Source organism: Gluconobacter potus, from assembly GCF_015244705.1.
Lineage (GTDB): Bacteria > Pseudomonadota > Alphaproteobacteria > Acetobacterales > Acetobacteraceae > Gluconobacter > Gluconobacter potus.
This window is the reverse complement of the sequence record NZ_JABCQF010000005.1, coordinates 127,212-151,622: the sequence shown is the minus strand read 5'-3', so window position 1 is coordinate 151,622 and position 24,411 is coordinate 127,212. Positions and strand designations below refer to the sequence as shown.

Here is a 24,411-nt window from a genome sequence, read left to right as displayed (position 1 = left end):
GGTGCAGCGGTTTTCCGTCAGGGAAGGATCGAATTACGCGGCTCCAGCGTCTGCATCGACCGCTCGACATGGGACGCCTGCCCTGCCCGCAGCTCCTCCAGAGACTGATGGAAAATCCGCACCCTGACCTCCACATGCCGGTCCGGATAACGCCACCGCTCGAACGCCAGAACCGTATCCGGCGCCGTACTGTCCGGCTGATCCTCAAACACCCATGACAGCCCGAAAATCGCCGCCATGGCATCCTGGTTCGTATCATGCCCCGCCAGCACCAGAAGCCGCGTGGAGGGTGTGACACTGGGAATATCCGCAACCGGACGATCCGTCAGAAACGCCCGGATGCTTTGCGCCATAACGCCATTCCGCGCCTGCGCCACAACCGGCAAACGCCGCAGCAGCAGGCTTTCCGCCTCATGAACCGGCATGACGGTCTTCAACAGCCCCGGCACATCCGCTTTCGCAGAACCGAACACATCCACCGGAAAGCTTTCGGAATACAGAAGTAGCAGACTTTCCGCCGCCATCCCCCCCGTCGCAACACCTCCTGAAAGATGTGGTGCGGCTTTTTTCCAGTCCAAAACGGCATCATCCCGCAGACAATGCGAGATACGCCCAGCCCCCTCGCACGCTCCCGGCGCCATCAGCGTCTGCATTGCCTGTAATCCGCGCTGCACCTCCGCAGTACGGGACACAGGCAATGCAGACGCAAACGCCTGCTCGGTCTCCGGCCGCGGCGGCACCGCGCGACCCGCCGCAATAGCGTTATAGACAGGATCCGCACCCTGCGCCTGCCACTGCGCCGTAACGTGACAGTCCGGCGCCACATCCCGCGCCCAGACCTGCCCGGTCTGCTGCGTCCTGTGATCCGCACCATCCGCCCAGACCCGGATCTGATCGGAACAGTTCTGCAACGGTCCAAAAGCCAGATGCTGATAATGCGACCGGACAGCCTGAACCATGCCCCGCAGCGCCACCGCACCATGAGGTGTCATTTCGCCGGGCGCCACGGACCATTCAGGCCAGTCAAACCCGGTCTTTTCCCGCAGGATGGCGGGAGACGCCGTCGGGCTCCGGATGCCATGACGCGACAGAAGCACGACTTTTTCCAGCACACGGCCGGACGGCGCAGAAGTGCCGCCCGAACATCCCGTCAGGGACAGCGCAAACAGAAGGACACAGCCGGTCTTTTTCACGGGAAGGTCGCCGTCATGTTGAAAAATACACTCCGTCCGGCCAGCCGCCAGTAAAGCGGCGCATCACCGTAAGACTGGTTGCCCGCAAAATCGCTGATGGAGCGGTTGTTGAAGAGGTTGGAAATCTTGAGGCTCGGCGTCACATCGCGCATGAAGCCACCGATATTATGAATACGCCAGCCCAGGGCCAGATCGGCCGTCACGTTGCCATGGATCCTGTACTGGTTTTCAAACACCGTGTTGCCCGCTGCATTCGTGGTGCTGTCCAGCCCCCAGTGATGCCCGACATATTTCCCCATCAGCGAGAAATATGGCCCCTTCGGGTTTTCGTACAACAGACCAAAGGACGCCAGTGAATCCGGCGTCGTCGCCACGCGCACACTGCTGTGTTTGTAGCGCGCATCATTCACGCTGTAATTACCATAAAGCGAGAAGCCATACCCAATGACATACTGTCCCTCAAGCTCGATCCCCCGATAAACCGCGCCGCCACTGTTCACATAAGTCGAAGTCGTCCCGATGTTTTCGACATTGATCTGTGCGGATGCGATATAATTGGAAAAATCGATGTAATATCCATCCAGCGACAGCATCCAGTTCTTGCCATGATAAACCGATCCAACCTGATAATTCAGGGTCGTTTCCGGCTTCACATTTCCAACGGACTGAACCTGAAAAACTGACATCGGAGGCGCAAGGAACCCGCGTGCAATCTGCGCATAAGCACTCCAGTTCTTCATAATCCGTTGATTGATCGCAATGGACGGCTGCCAGGATCCATAATGCTGGGTGTCCTTCAGCGGCACCTTCGTCGACTTGTTCATCGCCGCATCATAGTCCCTTATGAACATGGAATATTTCACACCCGGCTTAATAATTGCCCCTTTCCAGGGATGAATATCGAACTCGAGATAGGGCTGCACCGTCGTGTTCAGATCGGAAATATCATAGCTGTAAGCCGACCCCGTTTTGGACGGAACCGGGATCGCATTTTTGCTCAGATCGAGCGCATAGGTGTAACGCCGGTCCTTCTGCACATCCGCCCACACACCGAACAGAATATCCGTATAGGCTGTATGCGCCTTGAATCGTAACGTATCGCCATAGGAACGGAACTTTGCGTCCGCATATTTTCCGGGAATGTCACTGGCATAGGTCGCCACCTTTTTCCCGGCCGTATTGTAGAACGTCACACCGTTCGCAGCCGTGCTCGTCTGGCTGGCATCCGTGCTTTCCGTATAATCATGCTCGAAGCCGCTCGTATAAAGCTGGTTTTCCATCGTCAGCCACGATGCAAGGCGGCTTTTGAGGCTCACATAATCAAAATCGGACGTGTAAGTGCTGGGATTATATCCGTAATAACACTGTTTGGACGGATCGTTGCACAGCCCGTAATTCTTGCCGTATTTCGCATATTCGGCGAGCGTCGCACCCTGTGTCGTGTACTGCCATTCCTTGTTATATGTCGTCTCGAATGTCAGCGTCGTCTCGGGCGCAAGATCGATCACGTCCTTGAACATCAGATTGCTGCGGCGCTCGGCCGAATTGGTCAGATAGCCGTTCGTCTCTTCATGCTGCATGTCAAGAAACGCACGGCCAAAACGCGTCTTGCCACTGTCAAATTCGATGCCGCCCGCGCGCGTATTGAAACTGCCATAAGTCCCGTACAGCGACACACCGCTCTTGGCCGATGGCGTCTTGGACATGAACCCCATCGTTCCACCGAACGTGGCATTACCGATCGTGGACCCCGTTCCGGGACCGCGATCAATCTGCGCTTCCCCCAGGAAGTGCGAGATGAACAGGGACGATGTCGTGTGGTGCAGGTCACTGGCATCACCAAACGGAATGCCATCGAACGTCATGTTGTACTGCCCGTCCTGAAAGCCGCGAAGGCTCATCGCCTCGGCTTTACCCATTCCGGGACCGTTAGGATTTTGCGAATAAACACTCGGCTGGAACCGGATGATATCATCGATGCTGGCAAGCGGAATGATGTTGTTGCTCAGAAAGCCCGACTGGATTTTCGATGTGGGCTCCGTAATGTCCAGCGGCACCGTCGCTGGCGCAATCCGCGCGGCATGACCCAGAACGGTCAGGTTTTCCACGCCGGGCGTGGCCGCTTTTTCTTTCTTGGCTTTGTGTTCCTCATGCTTCTTCTGTTTTGCATCAGAAACATCGGCCTGGGCGCTTCCTCCCAGCAACAGGGCACCGGCGAAGCCCCCAGAAAGCAGGACATGGTTACGCATCTTGAACGTCATGGGGAATGGGCTCCAGTGAATGGCGCGCATTCCATACGGAAGGCTTCAGCTCAGGAAAACTGCTTTACCGTTCCTGAAATAAAACATTCACATGCTTTACTTCAAACTTTCATACTTATTTTGAAATATTTCTAATTCTATACTTAAGGTAACGGTCTTTTATCCGCAATAGGGTCGATCTTCGGCTCCGTCAGTGGTCCTGAATCGATCACAACCACCAGATCCCCGGCAATCTGCGTTGGCTGCCGGTCCTTCGGCAGCAGCGCCTGAAAGCGCGGGTCATAACTCGCGGCCTGCTCATACAGCGCATCGATCAACCCGTAATGATCCATGAATTTATTCATGGTCGCCGGAATCCGGATGCAGCCTTCCGACGCCGGATGTCCCAGACGCCATTCCAGGAACTGCGGATCCGTCGCATGGATTTCCAGCCGGATCTGCCCGGTTTCATGACGTGGCAGCCAGCCCTTCATCGCCGTCTGCCACCCCATGTCCCACACGCGCGATCCCTTGGCACCGATGCCGCGAATGCCGTACTTGTTCTTCGTCCCTTCCGCCCGATACCCCAGACGGTCCGCCGTGTTCTGAAAAACTCCGGTCGGTGTGATGTAGTAATATTTGCGCCCCGTCGTCCCGGTCGAAACCGGCGTCCCCCCAAGGGATTCCCAAGGCGCATCCGGCAGCGCCAGCACATAATCCAAATGCTGGATCTTCTCGTTACGATCCACGACCATAACAAGCTGCGGCCGCGACACCGGCATACCTGCCTGCGTCACCTCGTCCTTCGCAAACGTCAGGAAGGCCTTGCGGCGCTCCGGCGTGTATGTGCTGAATCCTTTGACATTATGCTTCATCAGCACCGCCAGCCGGGACGCCTCTTCCCGCGCCACCTCATCCGACACAACCGGCAGATCAGGAATATCGATCGGCGGCGGCGCAAGATCAGGCTGCGGCGGCGTATCCGTCGGCGGATTGCTGGCGGGCGGTGGCACCGAAGCGCCCAGCGATGGCGTCGTATCGGGTTGCTGCGTTGACAGTTCCGGCCCCGCACTGTCCGGCCTCGCACAGGCCACCAGCGGCACAACGCCCACCATCATCGCCGTGGACATAGATAACAGGGCCACAAACCGCGTCAGTCTGGAAACATCACGCATCGTCAGAAAACCATCCCCGAGTTCAGAACAACAAACAGAACGCGAGGGAACAGTTTCCTGTCCGGGCGTTCAGCATGACTGGTACGTCTTTCAACGCCCCAGCCATGCAAAAGGCATCACAGATCCAGAAGCAGGCGCCGCGGATCTTCCACAAGCTGCTTGATCCGGACGAGGAAGCTCACCGCTTCCCGCCCGTCCACGATCCGATGATCGTAAGACAGTGCCACATACATCATCGGCCGGATCACGATCTGCCCGTCCCGTACGACCGGCCGGTCCTGAATGGCATGCATCCCCAAAATCCCCGACTGCGGCGTATTGAGGATCGGCGTGGACAGCAGCGATCCGAAAATCCCGCCATTCGTGATGGAGAACGTCCCGTGCGACAGCTCTTCCAGCTTCAGCCCGCCCGTCCGCGCCCGCTTGCCGTAATCGGCAATGCGACGTTCCAGCTCGGCAAAGCTCATCTGATCGGCATCATGAAGGACCGGCACAACCAGCCCGCGCTCCGTGCCCACAGCAATGCCGAGATTGACGAAATCGCGGTAGACAATCTCATCGCCTTCGATCTGCGCATTGATCGCCGGATAATCCTTCAGCGCCCCGACCACAGCGCGCGCGAAGAAGGACATGAACCCCAGCCGGGCCCCGTCATGCTTCTTCTCGAACTCTTCCTTATACTGTGCCCGCAGCGCCTTGGCGGCGGACATGTCGATCTCATTGAACGTCGTAAGAATGGCCGCCGTGTTCTGCGCGGCCTTCAGATTGCGGGCGATCGTCTGACGCAGACGGCTCATCGGCACGCGACGTTCGCGCGCTTCATGCGATGACAGCTTGGGAGCCGGAGCAACAGCAGCAGGCTTCGGAGCTTCCGGTGCGGGCGGTATAACACGCGTAAGCGCTGCAACAGGTCCAGGTGCTGGCGGCGGAGCAACCGGTTCGGCAGGCGCTTCAGCCACCGGAGCAGGCTCAGGCGCAGCCGGCGCCTCTGCCGTCTCGTCCACGGCGCCCAGCAGCCCACCAATCTCGACTTCCGTCCCCACCGCCACGCAGTCTTCCAAACGCCCGGCGGACGGCGCCGTCACCTCGACGCTGACCTTGTCGGTCTCCAGCTCCACGATGGTTTCGTCATGCTGCACATAGTCGCCGGATTTTTTAAGCCACCGCGCGACAGTCGCAGTCGTCAGGCTTTCTCCAAGCGCCGGAACCCTGATCTCGACCGTCATGCTGTTTCCCTGTCTTGCATCCCGCCCCGAAGCGGGGAAATGTCTGTCTGTCCTGCGGCCCGTTCCAAAAACTGGCCCCCAGAATCACGCCCGGCACCATACCGGAATAGGTTCGGCAATGCAGGATACTGCATCTTCGTCACCAGCGGGAGACGGAACCATCCCCGTCGCCGGACTTTGAAACCAAAACACAGGAGGCCGCAATGTCCCCCCCGCCCGACCGTCCTGAAATTCTGGACTCCGACCACCTCTCCGCCCGCACCCGCGAGATCCTGACAGCCCGGCTTTCAGCCCCCGAAACACAGCCCCGCACCCTCTCGCTTCAGGCCTATGCCGTCCTCGATGCGCTCCTTCCCGTCCTGCTTCCCCTCGACGAGATCCTGCCACCCGGCACCGACATCAACATGACGGCCCGGATCGACGCCGCCCTTTCCGGCCCCCGCGACGGCTGGCGCTTTGCGAACCTTCCGCCCGACGCCGAAGCCTGGGAAGCAGCCCTCCTCACACTCGACGATGTCGCAGCCGAACGGCACGGCATCTGCTTCATCCATCTGGCTCCGGACCTGCGCGGCACCCTGCTCGATGCCATGATGACCGGCCAGCTCGGCCTCGATCGTGACGGCCGCCTCTCCATTCCCCAGATGACCCGCTGGGCCGGCGATCTGCGCGGCGAAGTCGTGGACTGCGTCATGAGTGACCCGCGCGTGCAGCAGGCGCTGGGCATTTCTTCCAGCCTCACCGGCGGTGACACCGTCTTTCAGGGTTTCACCGAAGTCGGCCCGGACAGCCGCGAAGATTTCGAGCCCAAAGCCACCGCCCCCCTCGCCCAGATGGCAGACTCCAGGGAATGAACAGCACGACCGTCATGAAGACATTCGCCGAAACAGACATCGTCGATGCCGTCGTCATCGGCAGCGGCGCCGGTGGCGCGCCGCTCGCCGCAGAACTCGCCCGCAATGGCAAAACCGTCGTGGTGCTCGAAGCTGGCCCCGCCTTCACCGCCATGGGCCACACACCTGACGAGATCGCGGCGCGAGAGCTATACTGGCTGCACGAACGCCTCTCCGCCGGCACGAACCCGCAGGCTTTCGGCGGCAATAACAGCGGCACCGGCCTCGGCGGCTCCCTCCTGCATTATGGTGCCTTCATGCCCCGCATGGACGCCCGCGACTTCCACCTGCACACCGAAACCGGCAAGGGCGTGGACTGGCCCTTCGGTCTGGACGAACTGCTCCCCTATATCGAGCGCGTGGAATCCTTCATCGGCGTCTCAGGCCCGGCGTCTTACCCATGGGACCCGAACCGCCGCTACGCTTACGCGCCCCCACCCGCCAACTCCGCCGCGTTGAAAATGCGCGAAGCCTGTGACGCGCTCGGCCTGCGCCATGCCGACGGCCCGGCTGCCCTCATTACCCGCGATATCGAACAGCCGCATTTCGGCACCCGCCATGGCTGCGCGAACTGCGGCGCCTGCCATCAGGGCTGCCGTAACGGCGCCAAATCCGGCGCGGACAACACCTGGCTCCCCATGGCCGTCGCCCATGGTGCGGAACTCCGCCCGGGCTGCTTCGCCCACACGATCGAACGCGACAGTTCCGGCCGCGTGACCGGCGTGGTCTATCGCCAGAACGGCGTCGAACACCGCCAGAAATGCGCAACTCTCGTTCTCGCCGCCGGTGCGGTCGAAACCCCGCGTCTGCTCCTGACCAACGGCCTCGCAAACAGCTCAGGTCAGGTCGGCCAGAACTACATGACCCATGTTTCCACACAGGTCTGGGGCGAATTCGACGAGGACATCCGCCCCAATCGCGGCTACCCGTCCCTGACCATCACCGAAGACATGATGCGCCCCAGGGATGCGGATTTCGTCGGTGGCTACCTCGTGCAATCGCTTGGCATGATGCCCGCGACCTGGGGCCAGAACCTTGCCCGCAGCACCACGACACGCGGCCCGGCCTTCGCCCGTGCGCTTGCCGGATACAACCGCTCCGCCGGCATGGGCATCAACGGCGAGTGTCTGCCCCGCCCCGAAAACCGCGTCACCCTCTCGAACGAGACGGACGCATTCGGCATCCCAAAACCCCTGATCGAGCACTCCTACGGCCCCAACGAATGGGCCATGCACAATCATGCCGCCAACCTGCTGAGCCGGATGTGGGAAGCCATCGGCGCAAAAGACATCCGCGTCATCGACCGCGCCGCCCACATGATCGGCACCTGCCGCATGGGTACGGATGCGGGCAGCAATGTCGTCAATCCGGAAGGCCGCAGTTTCGATATCGACAATCTGTGGATCTCCGATCACTCGATCTTCCCCAGCGCCGCCGCCGCCAACCCCGCCCTGGCCATCATGGCCCTGTCCCTGCGCACGGCGGACGCCATGCTGAAGGCCTGATCTCGAAAACTGACCCAAGATGACATAGATCAAAGTGTTCCGGAGCACGCGCACCAGCCTTGACACCGGTTCGCGCGCTCCGGTAATCGAAGGACGACTTTCCGGTGACGTCCTGTCACCCGGTCTCCCTTTCCATCCGGATGACGCCCGCTTCACTGTCCTGCGCAATCTTTACGGATCCCCGCCTGACACCCGAAGCCCCCGCCCAGTCGCCCTGCCTTCTGTGTGGTCGCGCATCCTCCCCTATCAGGTCTGCCCCTTACGGCACATCAAGGCGCGTCTTTCATGCATCTCGCCGAACTCAAGAAGAAATCTCCGGCCGATCTGCTGGCTTATGCAGAGGAACTGGAGATCGAGAACGTCTCGTCCATGCGCAAGCAGGACATCATGTTCGCCATCCTCAAGACCCTTGCCGAGCGCGATCAGGCGATCTACGGCGAAGGAACGCTGGAAATCCTGCCAGACGGCTTCGGTTTCCTGCGCAGCCCGGAAGCCAACTACCTTCCCGGCCCTGACGACATCTACATCTCCCCCACCCAGGTCCGCCGCTTCGGCCTCCGCCCGGGCGACACGGTTGAAGGCCAGATCCGCGCCCCGCGCGACGGCGAGCGCTATTTCGCGCTGCTGAAGGTCAACACCATCAACTTCGAGGCTCCGGAAACCGTCCGGACCCGTATCAACTTCGACAACCTCACGCCGCTCTACCCCGAGCGTCGCCTGAAGATGGAAGTCGAACAGTCCGAAGCCGCCGTCACGGAATCTTCCCCGCGCGGCAAGGGCAAGAAAGACCAGCGCGACTACACCCCGCGCGTGATCGATCTCGTGACGCCGATCGGCATGGGCCAGCGCGCCCTGATCGTCGCCCCACCCCGCACCGGCAAGACCGTGATGCTCCAGAGCATCGCAGCGTCGATCTCCGCCAACCACCCCGAAGTGTTCCTGATCGTCCTGCTGATCGACGAACGCCCGGAAGAAGTGACGGACATGGCCCGCTCGGTTCGCGGCGAAGTCGTCTCCTCCACCTTCGACGAACCGGCAACCCGCCACGTCCAGGTAACGGAAATGGTTCTGGAAAAGGCCAAGCGTCTCGTCGAGCACAAGCGCGACGTGGTCATCCTGCTGGATTCCATCACCCGTCTCGCCCGCGCCTACAACACCGTCGTCCCCTCCTCGGGCAAGGTGCTGACCGGCGGTGTGGACGCCAACGCCCTGCAGCGCCCCAAGCGCTTCTTCGGTGCTGCGCGTAACATCGAGGAAGGCGGCTCGCTGACGATCATCGCAACGGCCCTGATCGACACGGGCTCGCGCATGGACGAAGTCATCTTCGAAGAGTTCAAGGGCACCGGCAACGCCGAGCTCATCCTGGACCGCAAGCTGGCCGACAAGCGCACCTTCCCCGCTATCGACATCACCAAGTCGGGCACGCGTAAGGAAGAGCTGCTGGTGGACCGCGCCGAGCTGTCCAAGATGTGGGTCCTGCGCCGCATCCTGGCCCCGATGGGCACGATGGACGCCATGGATTTCCTGCTGGACAAGCTCAAATACAGCAAGTCCAACCACGACTTCTTCGAGGCCATGAACAACTGATCCACGATCAGCCCGGCCGACATGAAAAAGGGGAGCTCCGGCTCCCCTTTTTTGTGTTCCAGCGACGTGGAGTGAAAGGACATGGAGATGAAAGACCGGTCCCTAGCGCGCGCCTTCCAGATGCAGAAGCGCATGCTTGTCGGCCACACCCCCAAGCCCTGAATAGCCCCCCAGCCCCGAACGTCCGACAACCCGGTGACAGGGGATCAGGATGGGGATCGGATTCGCCCCCACGGCACCACCAACCGATCGGGGAGAGCCCCCAACCTCGGCCGCGATATCGGCATAGGTCCGCGTCTGCCCATAGGAAATCCGGCGCAGCGCGTCCCAGACCTTCTGGCGGTACGGAGTCCCGTAAGGACGGTAGGGCAGGGTCTCGAAATCGACCGATTCCCCGTCAAAATAGCGCTCCAGAAGGTCACGGGCTTTCAGAAGGAGCGGAGTCTCTTCCTGATCGCGCCCCCAACCCCAGTCCAGAGCGACGATCTGGCCCTCATCTTCACTGATGGTAAGGGCCCCGAAAGGTGAGTGGCAGGATAGCTGTGGCATGAACGACACGGTGCCCGAGCCGCTCAAAACCGTCAATCCGGCGATATCACCATCAGGACGAGACTTTTAAGCCATGCTCCATACGCATATCGCAGCATAGCAACATGCACAAAACACATACTGGACCGCTCATGTAGGCTTTCCAGCAATGTTCTGTAATGTGTTGGAAAACTGCCGTTTTTTGTATTCAGAAAGCAGCCCGATGTTTTCTGGAACGGCAGTGTAATTATTCGGTGAGCCGCATCATACCCCGTTTCGGAGCGATCCCGCCGTCCCCCTCACGGAAACGTCAGAAGCCGTGTTTGTCTTAAGCAATAAAATAGGCTCAGTAAGTTCTCATGCTGCCGGTGTCCGGTACTGAGTGTTGGCTTGAGAGAACGAGGATTAGCTCCCGTTCCTTTCAAGACTTCACAGGTCCAGAATATCACAGCGGAAACAGTCTTTACAAAAAGGACAGTTGGATCATGACTTCTGGTCTACTGACGCCGATCAAGGTTACGAAAAAGCGCCTTCTCAGCTGCGCTGCCGCGCTGGCGTTTTCAGCAGCTGTACCTGTCGCTTTTGCGCAGGAAGATACCGGCACAGCAATCACGAGCTCCGATAACGGCGGCCATCCCGGGGACTGGCTGTCCTACGGCCGTTCCTACTCCGAGCAGCGCTACAGCCCGCTCGACCAGATCAACACGGAGAATGTCGGCAAGCTGAAGCTCGCCTGGCACTACGATCTGGACACGAACCGCGGCCAGGAAGGCACTCCCCTGATCGTCAACGGCGTCATGTACGCCACGACCAACTGGAGCAAGATGAAGGCGCTGGATGCAGCGACCGGCAAGCTCCTGTGGTCCTACGATCCGAAGGTTCCGGGCAACATCGCCGACCGTGGCTGCTGTGACACGGTCAGCCGTGGCGCCGCCTACTGGAACGGCAAGGTCTATTTCGGCACGTTCGACGGCCGTCTGATCGCGCTCGACGCCAAGACCGGCAAGCTGGTCTGGAGCGTCTACACGATCCCCAAGGAGGCCCAGCTCGGCCACCAGCGGTCCTACACGGTTGACGGTGCCCCCCGTATCGCCAAGGGCAAGGTCCTGATCGGCAACGGTGGTGCAGAATTCGGTGCCCGCGGCTTCGTCTCTGCCTTCGACGCAGAAACCGGCAAGCTCGACTGGCGCTTCTTCACCGTTCCGAACCCCGAGAACAAGCCTGACGGCGCAGCCTCCGACGACATCCTGATGTCCAAGGCCTACCCGACCTGGGGCAAGAACGGCGCCTGGAAGCAGCAGGGCGGCGGCGGTACCGTCTGGGACTCGCTCGTCTATGACCCGGTGACGGACCTCGTCTATCTGGCCGTCGGCAACGGCTCGCCGTGGAACTACAAGTTCCGCTCCGAAGGCAAGGGCGACAACCTCTTCCTCGGCAGCATCGTCGCGATCAATCCTGACACCGGCAAGTATGTCTGGCACTTCCAGGAAACGCCGATGGACGAGTGGGATTACACCTCCGTCCAGCAGATCATGACGCTCGACATGCCGGTCAACGGCGAGATGCGCCACGTCATCGTGCATGCTCCGAAGAACGGCTTCTTCTACATCATCGATGCGAAGACCGGTAAGTTCATCACCGGCAAGCCCTACACCTACGAGAACTGGGCCAACGGCCTGGATCCGGTTACGGGTCGCCCGAACTACGTGCCTGACGCTCTGTGGACCCTGACGGGCAAGCCCTGGCTCGGCATTCCGGGTGAGCTCGGCGGCCATAACTTCGCCGCCATGGCCTACAGCCCGAAGACGAAGCTGGTCTACATCCCGGCACAGCAGATCCCGCTCCTGTATGACGGCCAGAAAGGCGGCTTCAAGGCGTATCATGACGCCTGGAACCTCGGCCTCGACATGAACAAGATCGGCCTCTTCGACGACAATGATCCGGAACATGTCGCCGCCAAGAAGGACTTCCTGAAAGTCCTGAAGGGCTGGACGCTGGCCTGGGATCCGGTGAAGATGGCTCCGGCCTTCACGATCAACCACAAGGGTCCGTGGAACGGTGGTCTTCTGGCCACGGCCGGTAACGTGATCTTCCAGGGTCTGGCGAACGGCGAATTCCACGCCTACGACGCCACGAACGGCAACGATCTCTATTCCTTCCCCGCACAAAGCGCGATCATCGCTCCGCCGGTGACATATACAGCCAACGGCAAGCAGTATGTCGCGGTTGAAGTGGGCTGGGGTGGCATCTATCCGTTCCTGTACGGCGGCGTTGCCCGCACCTCGGGCTGGACGGTCAACCACTCCCGCGTGATCGCCTTCTCGCTTGACGGCAAGGACAACCTGCCGCCGAAGAACGAGCTGGGCTTCACCCCCGTCAAGCCGGTTCCGACCTATGACGAGGCCCGCCAGAAGGACGGATACTTCATGTATCAGACGTTCTGCTCGGCCTGCCATGGCGACAATGCGATCTCCGGTGGCGTTCTGCCTGACCTTCGCTGGTCCGGTGCTCCGCGCGGCAGGGAAAGCTTCTACAAGCTCGTTGGCCGCGGTGCTCTGACGGCTTACGGCATGGACCGCTTCGACACGTCCATGACGCCTGAGCAGATCGAGGATATCCGCAACTTCATCGTGAAGCGCGCGAACGAATCCTACGACGACGAAGTCAAGGCACGTGAAAACTCAACTGGCGTTCCGAACGATCAGTTCCTCAATGTCCCGCAGTCCACGGCCGATGTTCCGACCGCGGATCACCCCTGAGGCAGCGGTTTGCATAAGGAGCACGTGACATGCTGAACGCATTAACTCGGGACAGGCTGGTATCTGAGATGAAACAGGGATGGAAACTCGCGGCCGCTATCGGCCTCATGGCGGTGTCTTTCGGCGCCGCCCATGCCCAGGACGCCGATGAAGCCCTGATCAAGCGTGGCGAATATGTCGCCCGCCTGTCGGACTGCATCGCCTGCCACACGGCCCTTCACGGACAGCCCTATGCGGGCGGTCTGGAGATCAAGAGCCCGATTGGCACGATCTATTCGACCAACATCACGCCGGACCCGGAACACGGTATCGGCAACTACACCCTGGAGGACTTCACGAAGGCCCTCCGCAAGGGCATCCGCAAGGATGGTGCAACGGTCTATCCGGCCATGCCCTATCCTGAATTCGCACGTCTGTCCGACGACGACATCCGTGCGATGTATGCCTTCTTCATGCACGGTGTGAAGCCGGTCGCCCTGCAGAACAAGGCGCCGGACATCAGCTGGCCGCTCTCCATGCGCTGGCCGCTGGGCATGTGGCGCGCCATGTTCGTCCCGAGCATGACGCCGGGCGTAGACAAGAGCATCAGTGATCCGGAAGTCGCCCGCGGCGAATATCTCGTCAACGGCCCGGGCCATTGCGGCGAATGCCACACGCCCCGCGGTTTCGGAATGCAGGTCAAGGCCTACGGCACGGCTGGCGGCAACGCCTACCTGGCCGGTGGTGCCCCGATCGACAACTGGATCGCACCGAGCCTGCGCAGCAACAGCGACACGGGTCTGGGCCGCTGGTCTGAAGATGACATCGTCACCTTCCTCAAGAGTGGCCGTATCGACCACTCCGCCGTCTTCGGTGGCATGGCCGACGTGGTGGCCTACAGCACGCAGCACTGGTCCGACGACGATCTGCGCGCCACGGCCAAGTACCTCAAGAGCATGCCGGCTGTGCCGGAAGGCAAGAACCTCGGTCAGGATGACGGTCAGACGACCGCTCTGCTGAACAAGGGTGGCCAGGGCAACGCAGGTGCGGAAGTCTATCTGCACAACTGCGCCATCTGCCACATGAACGATGGTACGGGCGTCAACCGCATGTTCCCGCCGCTGGCAGGCAACCCGGTCGTCATCACCGACGATCCGACGTCGCTCGCCAATGTCGTGGCCTTTGGTGGCATCCTGCCCCCGACCAACAGCGCACCGTCTGCTGTGGCCATGCCCGGGTTCAAGAATCACCTCTCCGACCAGGAGATGGCCGATGTCGTGAACTTCATGCGCAAGGGCTGGGGCAACAACGCACCGGGAACCGTGTCCGCTTCCGATATCCAGAAGCTGCGCACGACGGGTGCACCGGTCTCCACCGCTGGCTGGAACGTCTCCAGCAAGGGCTGGATGGCCTACATGCCGCAGCCTTACGGCGAAGGCTGGACCTTCTCCCCGCAGACCCACACCGGCGTGGACGACGCACAGTAAGCGTCCCCACTCCTGTCAGTCTGAGAGAAAGGGCGGATTGGAAACGATCCGCCTTTTTTCATGCCTGCCCGCAGGGCATTTCACCGCGGGGCCACCTGCACTACATAGAAACCCATGACGCGCTCATCCCCTCCGGACGCCCCTCACAACACGCCACAGGTCATTTTCGCACTGGCCACGGGTCCATCCCGTGCGGCCATCGCGATCATGCGTGCCAGCGGCCCAGGCAGCGATGCGATCCTCAAAGCACTCTGCAACGGGCGGCTGCCCGAACCCCGCCGCGTCAGCCTGCGCACCCTGCGTCATAACGGAGAGGTGCTCGATCACGCCGTCGCCCTCTGGCTCCCCGGCCCCAATTCCTATACCGGCGAAGACGGCTTCGAACTGCACCTCCACGCAGGCCCCGCCATCATCGCCCGCGTCGCTGATGCCCTGACCGATCTGAGCGCCCGCCCCGCCGAGCCGGGTGAGTTCACCCGCCGCGCCGTCCAGAAAGGACGGCTGGATCTCCTTCAGGCCGAAGCCATCGCCGACCTTGTGGACGCTGAAACCGAAAGCCAGCGCAAACAGGCGCTGCGTCAGGCCGACGGCGCCCTTAGCCGCCTGTACGACGATTGGGCCCAACGCCTGCGCCTCGTCCTCGCGCATCAGGAAGCCCTGATCGACTTCCCGGACGAAGAGCTGCCGCAGGACGTGGAAGACGGGCTGATCGCAGAACTGTCTAAGCTCCAGACCGAGATGTCCGCCCATCTTCAGGATAATCGCGGCGAACTCATGCGTCAGGGCCTGACGGTCGTGATCGCAGGCTCGCCAAACGTCGGAAAATCCAGTCTTCTCAATACTTTATCGGGAACCGACGCCGCCATCGTCACCCATCGCGCAGGCACCACCCGCGATGCCATCGCGCTCGACTGGGTTCTGGACGGCGTCCGTCTGCGGCTGATCGACACGGCCGGCCTGCGCGAAACCGAAGACGAGATCGAAGCCGAAGGCATCCGCCGCGCACTGTTTCACGTGAAACAGGCCGACGTCGTGCTGCATCTGATCGGCCCGGATGAGAGCCTCGAATCCCTTTCCGGACAGGAAATTCCCATCCGGACGAAAATCGACATCGCACCAGCCCCGCCCGGCATGTTAGGGATCAGCACGCAGTCCGGCGAAGGCCTCGCTGCGCTGCGTCAGGTCCTGTCCGGACGGGTGGCAGAACTCATGGCCGGTTCCGCTGCGCCCCCCCTGACCCGCGCCAGACACCGCGCCGGAATCCAGGAGGCCGCAACCCATCTGGAGCGCGCGCGAACCGCGACATGGCCGGAGCTTCGGGGCGAAGAACTCCGCCTGTCCATGATGGCTCTGGGGCGTCTGACGGGACGTGTTGATGTTGAATCCCTGCTCGATGCAATTTTCGGGCAGTTCTGTATCGGGAAGTAGGTTTTGAGCGATTTCGATGTCATCGTGATCGGCGGCGGTCATGCCGGATGTGAAGCCGCAGCGGCATCGGCCCGCTTCGGCGCACGCACTCTGCTGCTCACCCATCGGCTTGCAACGATCGGCGCCATGTCCTGCAACCCGGCCATCGGCGGGATCGGCAAGGGCCATCTCGTGCGCGAAATCGATGCGCTCGATGGCCTGATGGGCAAAGCCGCAGACCGTGCGGGCATCCATTTCAAACTGCTCAACCGCTCCAAGGGGCCAGCCGTCCACGGCCCACGCGCGCAGGCCGACCGATCGCTCTATCGCGCCGCCATTCAGGACCTTCTGGCCGCCACGCCAAACCTGACGATCCTCGAAGGCGCCGCCGGAGACCTGATCGAAGACAACGGCCGCATCACCGGTGTCATTTGCGAAGACGGTCGCGAATTCCGCTGCGGCGCCGTCGTGCTGACCACCGGAACCTTCCTGCGCGGCGTCATCCATGTCGGCCACACACAGACGGAGGCCGGTCGCATCGGCGAAGCTCCGGCAAAACGTCTGGGCGAACGCCTCTATGCGCTCGGCCTCCAGATGGGCCGCCTCAAGACCGGCACCCCACCGCGTCTGGCCAGGGACAGCATCGACTGGGAAAACCTCCCGGCCGATCCAGGCGATGCCGAGCCCGAGGCTTTCAGCCCCATGACGGCGGCCATCACCAACCCGCAGGTCGTCTGCCGCATCAGCCACACAACCGCCGAGACCCACAGGATCATCAACGAGAACCTGCACCGCTCAGCCATGTATGGCGGCGCCATCGCCGGTCGCGGCCCACGCTACTGCCCGTCGATCGAAGACAAGGTCGTTCGCTTCGCCGAGCGCACCTCGCATCAAGTCTTTCTGGAGCCCGAAGCCCTGCCCGGCAATCCGGGCGGCGATCTGGTCTACCCCAACGGCATCAGCACCAGCCTGCCCGCTGACGTGCAGGCCGCGATGATCGCCACCATGCCCGGTCTGGAAAAGGCACGTATCGTCACGGCAGGCTATGCCGTCGAATACGATTACGTGGACCCGCGCGAGCTTCTGCCGTCCCTACAACTGCGCCGCCTGCCGGGCCTGTACCTTGCCGGACAAATCAACGGCACGACCGGCTACGAGGAAGCCGGAGCACAGGGTCTGCTCGCCGGCCTGAATGCTGCCCGCGCTACGGCAGGCAATGAACCGCTCACGCTGGACCGAAGCGAAGCCTATCTCGGGGTCATGATCGACGATCTGACCCTGCACGGCATCAGCGAACCCTATCGCATGTTCACCTCCCGCGCCGAGTATCGCCTGACCCTGCGCGCCGACAACGCCGACCTCCGCCTGACGCCAAAGGGTATCGCCGCAGGCTGCGTCCTGTCCGAACGCGAAGCCGCTTTCACCGCCCAGAAAGCGGAACTCGACGCCGCCATGGCCCGCGCGGCAGAGACGACCTTCCTGCCGCAGACCCTCCGTGATGTTGGTTTTGAAGTCTCGCTGGATGGCCGCAGACGCACGGTTCTCGACGTTCTGGCCAGCAATGGCGACCATACGAAGCTGGACACGCTGGCCCCCTGGTTCGCCGAACTCCCCCTGCGCGTGCGTCGCCATGTCGAGACCGAAGCCCGTTATGGCGGCTATCTTCACCGGCAGGATCGTGAAATTCGACAGCTCGCATCCGAAAGTGCCATCGCCCTTCCGGCCGATCTGGATTACACTGCCATCGGCGGCCTGAGCAGCGAAATGCGCGAGCGCTTTTCCCAGGCCCGCCCGACCAGTTTCGCCGCAGCACAGCGCGTGCGCGGGGTCACACCTGCCGCGCTGGTCGCCCTGCTGGCCCATGTAAGGACCCTGTCATGACCACCGTTTCACGTGAAACACATGAGAGGCTGGAGCGCTTTGCCGACCTGCTCGTGCAGTGGAACGCAAAGATCAATCTCGTCAGCCCGCGTGACATCGCCCAGCTCTGGCCCCGTCATATCGAAGACAGCCTCCAGCTCGCGGAACTGATCCCCGAAGGCGCGACCATCACCGATCTGGGGTCGGGCGGCGGTTTTCCAGGCATCATTCTGGCCATCGCCACGGGTAATCCGGTCACCCTGATCGAATCGGACCAGCGCAAATGTGCCTTCCTGCGGGAAGCCGGACGCATCTGCGAGGCCAAGGTCACGGTCATCGCCAAGCGCATCGAAGCCGCCAGCCCCCCTCCGGCCGACATCATCACGGCCCGGGCGCTGGCTCCTCTTAACAGGCTCCTCGAATGGGCGCGGCCGCTGCTGAAGGAAGACGGGTTCTGCCTGTTCCTGAAAGGTCAGAAGGCGCAGGCCGAGTTGACCGAGGCAAGCGCCGACTGGCACATGAGCCACACTCTTATTCCCAGCCGCACCGACCCCGGCGGAGCCATCATCAAGGTCAGTGATTTCAAGCGTGTCGTCTAAAACCGAATCTCCCACCACCCGGATCATTGCCGTCACCAACCAGAAGGGAGGCGTCGGCAAGACCACCACCACCATCAATCTGGCAGCCGGTCTGGCCCGTCAGGGACAGCGCGTCCTGCTCGTGGATCTCGACCCGCAGGGCAATGCCTCCACCGGTCTGGGCATTGACTACGACCAGCGCAACACCGGCACCTATGCCGCGCTGATGGTGGAAGCCGAGCCCCACGCCCTGCCCCAGCCAACCGGGTTCGACAATCTGGCGATCATCACCGCCAATAACGAACTGGCGGGTGCAGAGCTGGAAATGATCGGCGATGAGCGTCGCGAATACCGCCTGCGCGACGCCTTGCGTGCGCTGGAAGGCGATTACGACACCATCCTGATCGACTGCCCACCAAGCCTTGGCCTGCTGACGCTGAATGCGCTGGTGGCCTCTGACAGCGTGATCGTGCCGCTGCAATGCGAGTTCTTCGCGCTCGAAGGTATCAGCCAGCTCGTCCGCACCATCGACCGCGTGCGCCGCGCCTTCAATGCCGATCTGCATCTCGAAGGCATCGTCCTGACGATGTACGACCGGCGTAACAACCTGTCCGAACTCGTGGCGCAAGATGCCCGCGGCTTTTTCGGTGATCAGGTGTTCGAGACGCTCATTCCGCGCAACATCCGCATTTCCGAAGCCCAGAGCCATGGCAGCCCCGTGCTGGATTATGATGCCCGCTCCACGGGTGCCATCGCCTATCTGGCACTGGCGGACGAACTGATCAAACGCAACAAGAACAAGGCAAAGGCGTAACCGGCGATGGCCAAAAAGGACAGTTCTCCGCGGCTTGGACGCGGCCTCGCGGCTCTTCTGGGCGATCAGGCGCCGCAGCTCGCCCGCGCCACGCGTGCGAACGCCCAGCCGCAGCAGCTTTCGTCCCTGCCGGTGGATGTTCTGGCCCCGAGCCCCTTCCAGCCGCGACAGGACATGAACCCCGAGCGCCTGTCCGAACTGGCCGATTCCATCCGCTCCCGCGGCGTCCTGCAGCCGCTGCTCGTCCGTCCTGATCCGGAAAAGCCGGGCCATTACCAGATTATCGCCGGCGAACGCCGCTGGCGCGCCTCACAGCTCGCAGGCCTGCACAGCGTCCCCGTCCATATCCGCGAACTGGATGACACGGACGCGATGGCCGCAGCCCTGGTCGAGAACCTCCAGCGCGCAGACCTCAACCCGATCGAAGAAGCCGAGGGCCTGCACCGTCTGGTCACGGACTACACCCTGACGCAGGAAGAGCTGGCCGGTGCCGTGGGCAAATCGCGCCCGCACATCACCAACACCATGCGCCTGCTCAACCTGCCGCCGGAAGTCCGCGCCTACGTCCGCAACGGTGAACTCACGGCCGGTCACGCCCGTGCCCTGCTGACCCACCCCGATCCGATCGCCGCAGCCAAGATCGTCATCGCCCGTGGCCTCAACGTGCGTCAGACAGAAGCCCTCACCAGCGGCAAAGAGACCACGACCCCGGCCAAAAAGGCGCGAGACGCAGAAATCCTGCAGATCGAAAACGACCTCTCCTCCCGCCTCGGACTAAAAGTCCATATTTCCTACAATGGAAAAAAAGGTGGCTCCCTGAAGATCGATTACACGTCCCTGGAGCAGTTCGAGAGCGTCATGCGCCTGCTCAACCGCAGGTAAACCATTGAAATAAAAGGTTTTTCATTTTTTCAGCACTAAACCGCACGAAAAGATGAAAAACCCCTTGCAGCCCGGGGCAAAATCCCGCTATAAGCCGCTCCACCGGTAGACGGGCCATGGGCACATAGCTCAGTTGGTAGAGCAGCTGACTCTTAATCAGCGGGTCCAAGGTTCGAGCCCTTGTGTGCCCACCATGCCCGTCTCCGGTTGTTTCCCAAAAATTTCATACTGACCGACCAAAGCCCGTTACGGGTCTTTTCGTGTTTCCAAGCAGCCCCTGAAATCCAGAGACTGCCCCAACTTTCAGCCCCGGAAATCAGGCAGTTCGTTGACCGTCACGACGCGCCACAGGCAGTCGATGCGCTCCAGAATGGTGATGGACAGGTTCTGGATCGAAAAGCGCAGCGCCGTATCAGGATGAACGCTCAGCGCATGCGCCAAAGCCGCACGAATGGCGCCCCCATGGCTAACGACAACCATATCCTGCCCTTCATGCGCATTCGCCAGGTCCTCAAGCCCGTGCCCTACGCGCGCGCAGACATCCAGCATGCTCTCACCGCCCGGCGGAAGCTCACAGGCGGAAATGGACCAGAACGGATTGGGCGGCAGACGCAGCAGGGACATAAACTCACCATGCGGCGTGCCATGCCACTTCCCGATCGACTGCTCAATGAAGCGTCCATCAATCGTCACATCCTGCGAAAACGCGCCGGCCTTGCGAATCTCAGCCGCAGTATCCTGCGCCCGCTGCAACGGTGAACTGTACCACAGCGCATCCTTCGGCAGACGGCGTGCCAGCGTGGCATAACCACCCTGCTGGCTCGCCATTGCCTCACGGCACAGCGGCACGTCGAGCGCCCCATACATCGTCTTGCGTGCACTGGCTTCCACGACCGCGTGACGGATCAACCAGAACCGGGTGACGCCCTTCGGCAGTTCCGGCGTATCGAGAAAATGCCCGTGCGGGACCGCTTTGTCTGTCTGGGTCATGACAACGGGGCGTAACGGGGGACAGGGTTCGCGTCCAGCAGAACATCCCAGTGCTTCAGGATCAGCTCCAGTTTTCCAAGCACCCGGCGCGCGTCCATGCATTCGCGCTGAAGCCGGCGCTCCTCGTCCAGCCCTTCGTGGGAAGGCTCACCGGACACAAGCCGCGCCCCAGCACACAGACGCAGCGCTCCGGCCGGCCCGTCCACCAGCGGATGCGGCACCGGCACGGGCTGCCCCAGCACACAGAGCAGACTACCCTCCCCTTCCGATACCCAGGGCGACAGATCCGCATTCAGCCAGCGATGCAGCCGCCGCGCGTCTTCCAGCGCCAGCGGCCGGCCCGGCGCATGGGGATCATCAACCAGAAATGGCAGAATGGTCGGCACCGCGTCCCAGCGGCCATCATCAAAAGGCGTGCCCATCGGTAGCATGGTCAGCGCCGGACGGGCCTTAACCATGGCCACGGCTTCCGTCATGAACCGGGTCAGACGTCCACGAATGACAGGATCGGGCAGCGCAAACAGCGCATCCATTTCCGCCAGAGCCGCATACCAGCGCAGCGCCAGACCAATATTGTGCCCGTTATTGAGGGCTGACGCATCCGCGCCTTCCGGCCATTCGTCCCGATTGCCATATGCGCGGAGCCCTTTGGGAAGCGACAGGGACGGCAAACGGGTGCGGATTGCGGGAGGAAGAAGAATGGCCCCACAGAAAGGTGGGCCCGTAAAGAATTTGGAGCCGGTTATCATGACGATGATCCCCCGCTCCACCCATTCCGCCACACGCGACGGGCTCAGCCGCGCCTGACAGACATCAACAACAACGCTGAGCTGATCGCCCAGCTCCGTACACAATTCCCAGACAAGATCCATGTCCGGCGCCGCAAGTCCGGTCTTGGACTGGTCCAGCCGGTGCAGCAGCACATGCCGCCCCGCCGCCACTTCCTGCCGCACGAGTTCCGCACATTGCGCGTTGATCTCGGCCACCGGACGCGCCGTTCCGTCAGCCGCGCGGATATCGACACCAATCAGCCGCGTCTCGGGCGAAAATCCTTCGATCACTTCGCCCTTGCCCACGAGCGTGGAACAGGCGCTGTCCGTCGCGAAATGCCGTCCACAGGCCGCAAGCGGAACCCCGCTGCCCGTCTCATCCGGCGCGAGGAGAATGGACGTCACGGGCCGTTCCGTCCCGGCGGCAACAAGCGCCAAAACCGCCAGTTCGCAATCCGTGCCGGACGCGGACAGCAGAACCGCATCTTCCGGCAGACCGTAATGCGCCCCGATCGCCTCGCGGGCCCGGCGCACAACGCCCGCCTGCACCAGATCCGGGTCCTGCTTGGCCAGAAGTGCACTCATCATGCCGCGTCGGGCGGCTTCCGCTCCCCCGAAACCACGCTCGGACAGCGAAGATGCGGTGGATGACCCAAAAGTGATTGCCCAGGGACGCGGACGATGAGAACTTGAATACCGGTTCAGCCCGGTATGCGGATCAACGGCAAGCCGGGAATCTCCGCCACCGCTCATCAGGCTCTCGGCAGGCGCCAGAACAGACCACAGGCGGGTCAGAACCCGCTCCAGCCGCTCGGCCTCATGCGGCGTGAACGGCGGCACATCCGGCAGAAATGCACTCAGCGTCTCCCAGCTCTGCATAAGAGCCGATGCCTCCGGTACATCCTCACTGAACACGGCAAGCCAGGCCGGAAGCGGTGCCACATCACCCGTATCGAGCGCATGGAACAACGCCGCCACACGCGCTGCAGCAAAGCTGGCCAGATACGGATTGGCGCCCGGCTCCAGCAACCTCATCAACTCGATGGCATGCCGCAGGAAAGTCGGCGCCAGACGCGGTGCCTCAAGACACGGACCGCCCAGCTTGAGCGTGGCCGTCTGCAGGCAGAAAGGCTGCCCCGGTTCGAGTGCTCCCTCGATCCTGAAAGGCAGGGACAGTGACACATCCAGGATCGGAACCAGCCCATCCGCAATCACCCGAAGATCGGGCCGCTCCAGAACATCCGTCAGGGAGCGTGTCAAAGTATCAGCCAGCATACCTGCCTCTCCTGCCTCCGCACGACTGTGGGATTAGCCCATCAATGCGGACAGCGCGAGAGGTGAAAGCATTTCCCAATGTCACCTGTCCGGCGTGTCAAGAAACGTACCGGCGTTATTTGCGCTGTTTCAACAACGCTGTAAGATAAAATTACTCTACCAGGGTTCAGGCCCTGATCTAATATCATGAGGTTCAAATGCGGATTCTGCTGACAGGCGGCTGTGGTTTCATCGGATCGGCCGTTGTACGCCATCTGATCCGGAACACCGAACATTCGGTTCTGAACGTTGACTGCATGACTTATGCAGCATCGGAAGACACGGTCAACGAAGTCGCAGACGACCCCCGGTATTCCCATGCCCGCGCGAACATCGTGAACGGCGTGGAAATGCAGCGCCTGTTCGAGGAATACCGCCCGGACGCCGTCATGCATCTCGCAGCGGAAAGCCATGTGGACCGCTCGATCGACGGCCCCGGAGTCTTCATCCAGACAAACATCGTCGGCACGTATTCCCTGCTCGAAGCTGCCCGGAAATACTGGAACTCGCTGGGAGACGCCGAAAAGAAGGCCTTCCGCTTCCATCACATTTCCACGGACGAGGTCTTCGGTCATCTGGAGCCGAATGACCCGCCGTTCACGGAAACCACCCCCTACGATCCGCGCAGCCCGTATTCGGCCTCCAAGGCGTCGTCCGACCATCTGGTCCGCGCCTGGTTCCACACCTACGGCCTGCCGACCTCAGTCACCAACACCACCAACAATTACGGCATCTGGCACTTCCTCGAGAAGCTGATCCCGCTTGTGACCATCAACGCCATCGAAGGCCGCGAACTTCCGGTTTACGGCAAGGGCGAGAACGTCCGCGACTGGCTGTTCGTCGAAGATCATGCCGAGGCACTGGTCAAAGCTGTCGAAATCGGCAAGCCGGGCGAAACCTACGCCATCGGCGCCCGCCAGCCGCGCACCAATCTTGAAGTCGTCAAGAAGATCTGCGCCGTCCTCGACGAACTTCAGCCCGACCCTGCCGGCCCGCGCGAGCGCCTGATCCGCTTTGTGACCGACCGCCCCGGCCATGATTTCCGCTATGAGATCGACCCGTCCCACGCCGAGAAGGAACTCGACTGGAAAGCGAAGCACGATTTCGAAAGCGGCATCCGCAAGACCGTTCAGTGGTATCTCGACAACCGCGCCTGGTGGGAAGGAATCCGCTCCAAGCGCTACACCGGCCAGAGACTGGGAGCAAACACGTGAGCACCATCGAGAC

General features: G+C 61.7%; 18 protein-coding genes and 1 tRNA gene. 12 read left to right on the top strand and 7 right to left on the bottom strand.

The genetic code is table 11. The annotated features are described in order from the left end of the window. Positions 1-17: 17 nt before the first annotated feature. From HKD31_RS09885 to sucB, 4 genes are all read right to left on the bottom strand, one after another. Positions 18-1,193, bottom strand: a complete 1,176-nt coding sequence (locus HKD31_RS09885) for a histidine-type phosphatase (protein WP_194264915.1) — start codon at positions 1,191-1,193, stop codon at positions 18-20. Next, positions 1,190-3,454, bottom strand: coding sequence for a TonB-dependent receptor (locus HKD31_RS09880; RefSeq protein ID WP_194264914.1), 2,265 nt, complete (start codon positions 3,452-3,454; stop codon positions 1,190-1,192). The genes HKD31_RS09885 and HKD31_RS09880 overlap by 4 nt, the downstream gene beginning before the upstream one ends. 143 nt (positions 3,455-3,597) lie before the next feature. Next, positions 3,598-4,608 (bottom strand): L,D-transpeptidase, encoded by a 1,011-nt coding sequence (locus HKD31_RS09875; RefSeq protein ID WP_194264913.1) that lies wholly within the window; start codon positions 4,606-4,608, stop codon positions 3,598-3,600. A gap of 116 nt (positions 4,609-4,724) precedes the next feature. After that, positions 4,725-5,834: a dihydrolipoyllysine-residue succinyltransferase gene (sucB, locus tag HKD31_RS09870; protein WP_194264912.1), complete on the bottom strand. Its 1,110-nt coding sequence runs from the start codon at positions 5,832-5,834 to the stop codon at positions 4,725-4,727. A gap of 203 nt (positions 5,835-6,037) precedes the next feature. Between sucB and HKD31_RS09865 the strand changes: the two genes are divergently transcribed. From HKD31_RS09865 to rho, 3 genes are all read left to right on the top strand, one after another. Then, on the top strand, positions 6,038-6,685 hold the full coding sequence (locus HKD31_RS09865; RefSeq protein ID WP_194264911.1) for a gluconate 2-dehydrogenase subunit 3 family protein: 648 nt from the start codon (positions 6,038-6,040) through the stop codon (positions 6,683-6,685). Positions 6,686-6,699: 14 nt separating this feature from the next. Further along, positions 6,700-8,229 carry a GMC oxidoreductase gene (locus HKD31_RS09860; RefSeq protein ID WP_194264947.1) on the top strand — a complete coding sequence of 510 codons (1,530 nt, stop codon included), beginning with the start codon at positions 6,700-6,702 and terminating at the stop codon, positions 8,227-8,229. A gap of 285 nt (positions 8,230-8,514) precedes the next feature. Then, complete coding sequence (gene rho, locus HKD31_RS09855; RefSeq protein WP_062494024.1) at positions 8,515-9,816, top strand: transcription termination factor Rho; 1,302 nt, start codon at positions 8,515-8,517, stop codon at positions 9,814-9,816. A gap of 102 nt (positions 9,817-9,918) precedes the next feature. On the opposite strand, the gene HKD31_RS09850 is transcribed toward rho, so the two are convergent. Beyond that, a complete protein-coding gene (locus HKD31_RS09850) occupies positions 9,919-10,365 on the bottom strand; it encodes a methylated-DNA--[protein]-cysteine S-methyltransferase (RefSeq protein ID WP_194264910.1) in 447 nt (148 codons plus the stop codon). Positions 10,366-10,829: 464 nt separating this feature from the next. Between HKD31_RS09850 and HKD31_RS09845 the strand changes: the two genes are divergently transcribed. The 8 genes from HKD31_RS09845 to HKD31_RS09810 all read left to right on the top strand — a co-directional run bounded on the left by HKD31_RS09845 (position 10,830) and on the right by HKD31_RS09810 (position 20,304). Then, positions 10,830-13,103 (top strand): PQQ-dependent dehydrogenase, methanol/ethanol family, encoded by a 2,274-nt coding sequence (locus tag HKD31_RS09845; protein ID WP_062494022.1) that lies wholly within the window; start codon positions 10,830-10,832, stop codon positions 13,101-13,103. A gap of 29 nt (positions 13,104-13,132) precedes the next feature. Then, positions 13,133-14,569 (top strand): cytochrome c, encoded by a 1,437-nt coding sequence (locus HKD31_RS09840; RefSeq protein WP_041111538.1) that lies wholly within the window; start codon positions 13,133-13,135, stop codon positions 14,567-14,569. 114 nt (positions 14,570-14,683) lie between these two features. After that, positions 14,684-15,997, top strand: a complete 1,314-nt coding sequence (gene mnmE / locus HKD31_RS09835) for a tRNA uridine-5-carboxymethylaminomethyl(34) synthesis GTPase MnmE (protein ID WP_194264909.1) — start codon at positions 14,684-14,686, stop codon at positions 15,995-15,997. A 3-nt stretch (positions 15,998-16,000) separates the two neighbouring features. Further along, positions 16,001-17,857, top strand: coding sequence for a tRNA uridine-5-carboxymethylaminomethyl(34) synthesis enzyme MnmG (gene mnmG / locus HKD31_RS09830; RefSeq protein WP_194264908.1), 1,857 nt, complete (start codon positions 16,001-16,003; stop codon positions 17,855-17,857). Beyond that, on the top strand, positions 17,854-18,435 hold the full coding sequence (gene rsmG, locus HKD31_RS09825; RefSeq protein WP_194264907.1) for a 16S rRNA (guanine(527)-N(7))-methyltransferase RsmG: 582 nt from the start codon (positions 17,854-17,856) through the stop codon (positions 18,433-18,435). The genes mnmG and rsmG overlap by 4 nt, the downstream gene beginning before the upstream one ends. After that, positions 18,425-19,228, top strand: a complete 804-nt coding sequence (locus tag HKD31_RS09820; protein WP_011252624.1) for a ParA family protein — start codon at positions 18,425-18,427, stop codon at positions 19,226-19,228. Before rsmG ends, HKD31_RS09820 begins: the two co-directional genes overlap by 11 nt. A gap of 6 nt (positions 19,229-19,234) precedes the next feature. Then, a complete protein-coding gene (locus tag HKD31_RS09815) occupies positions 19,235-20,110 on the top strand; it encodes a ParB/RepB/Spo0J family partition protein (protein WP_194264906.1) in 876 nt (291 codons plus the stop codon). A 118-nt stretch (positions 20,111-20,228) separates the two neighbouring features. Continuing rightward, a tRNA-Lys gene (locus tag HKD31_RS09810) sits at positions 20,229-20,304 on the top strand. A gap of 109 nt (positions 20,305-20,413) precedes the next feature. Here HKD31_RS09810 and HKD31_RS09805 read toward each other — a convergent pair. Both HKD31_RS09805 and HKD31_RS09800 read right to left on the bottom strand, forming a co-directional pair. Then, the gene (locus HKD31_RS09805) at positions 20,414-21,100 is read right to left on the bottom strand and encodes a histidine phosphatase family protein (protein WP_194264905.1); all 687 of its coding nucleotides are present in this window, start codon (positions 21,098-21,100) and stop codon (positions 20,414-20,416) included. Continuing rightward, a complete protein-coding gene (locus HKD31_RS09800) occupies positions 21,097-23,145 on the bottom strand; it encodes a hypothetical protein (protein WP_194264904.1) in 2,049 nt (682 codons plus the stop codon). Before HKD31_RS09800 ends, HKD31_RS09805 begins: the two co-directional genes overlap by 4 nt. 197 nt (positions 23,146-23,342) lie before the next feature. On the opposite strand from HKD31_RS09800, the gene rfbB reads away from it, so the two are divergent. Further along, complete coding sequence (gene rfbB, locus HKD31_RS09795) at positions 23,343-24,398, top strand: dTDP-glucose 4,6-dehydratase (protein WP_194264903.1); 1,056 nt, start codon at positions 23,343-23,345, stop codon at positions 24,396-24,398. Positions 24,399-24,411: the final 13 nt, after the last annotated feature.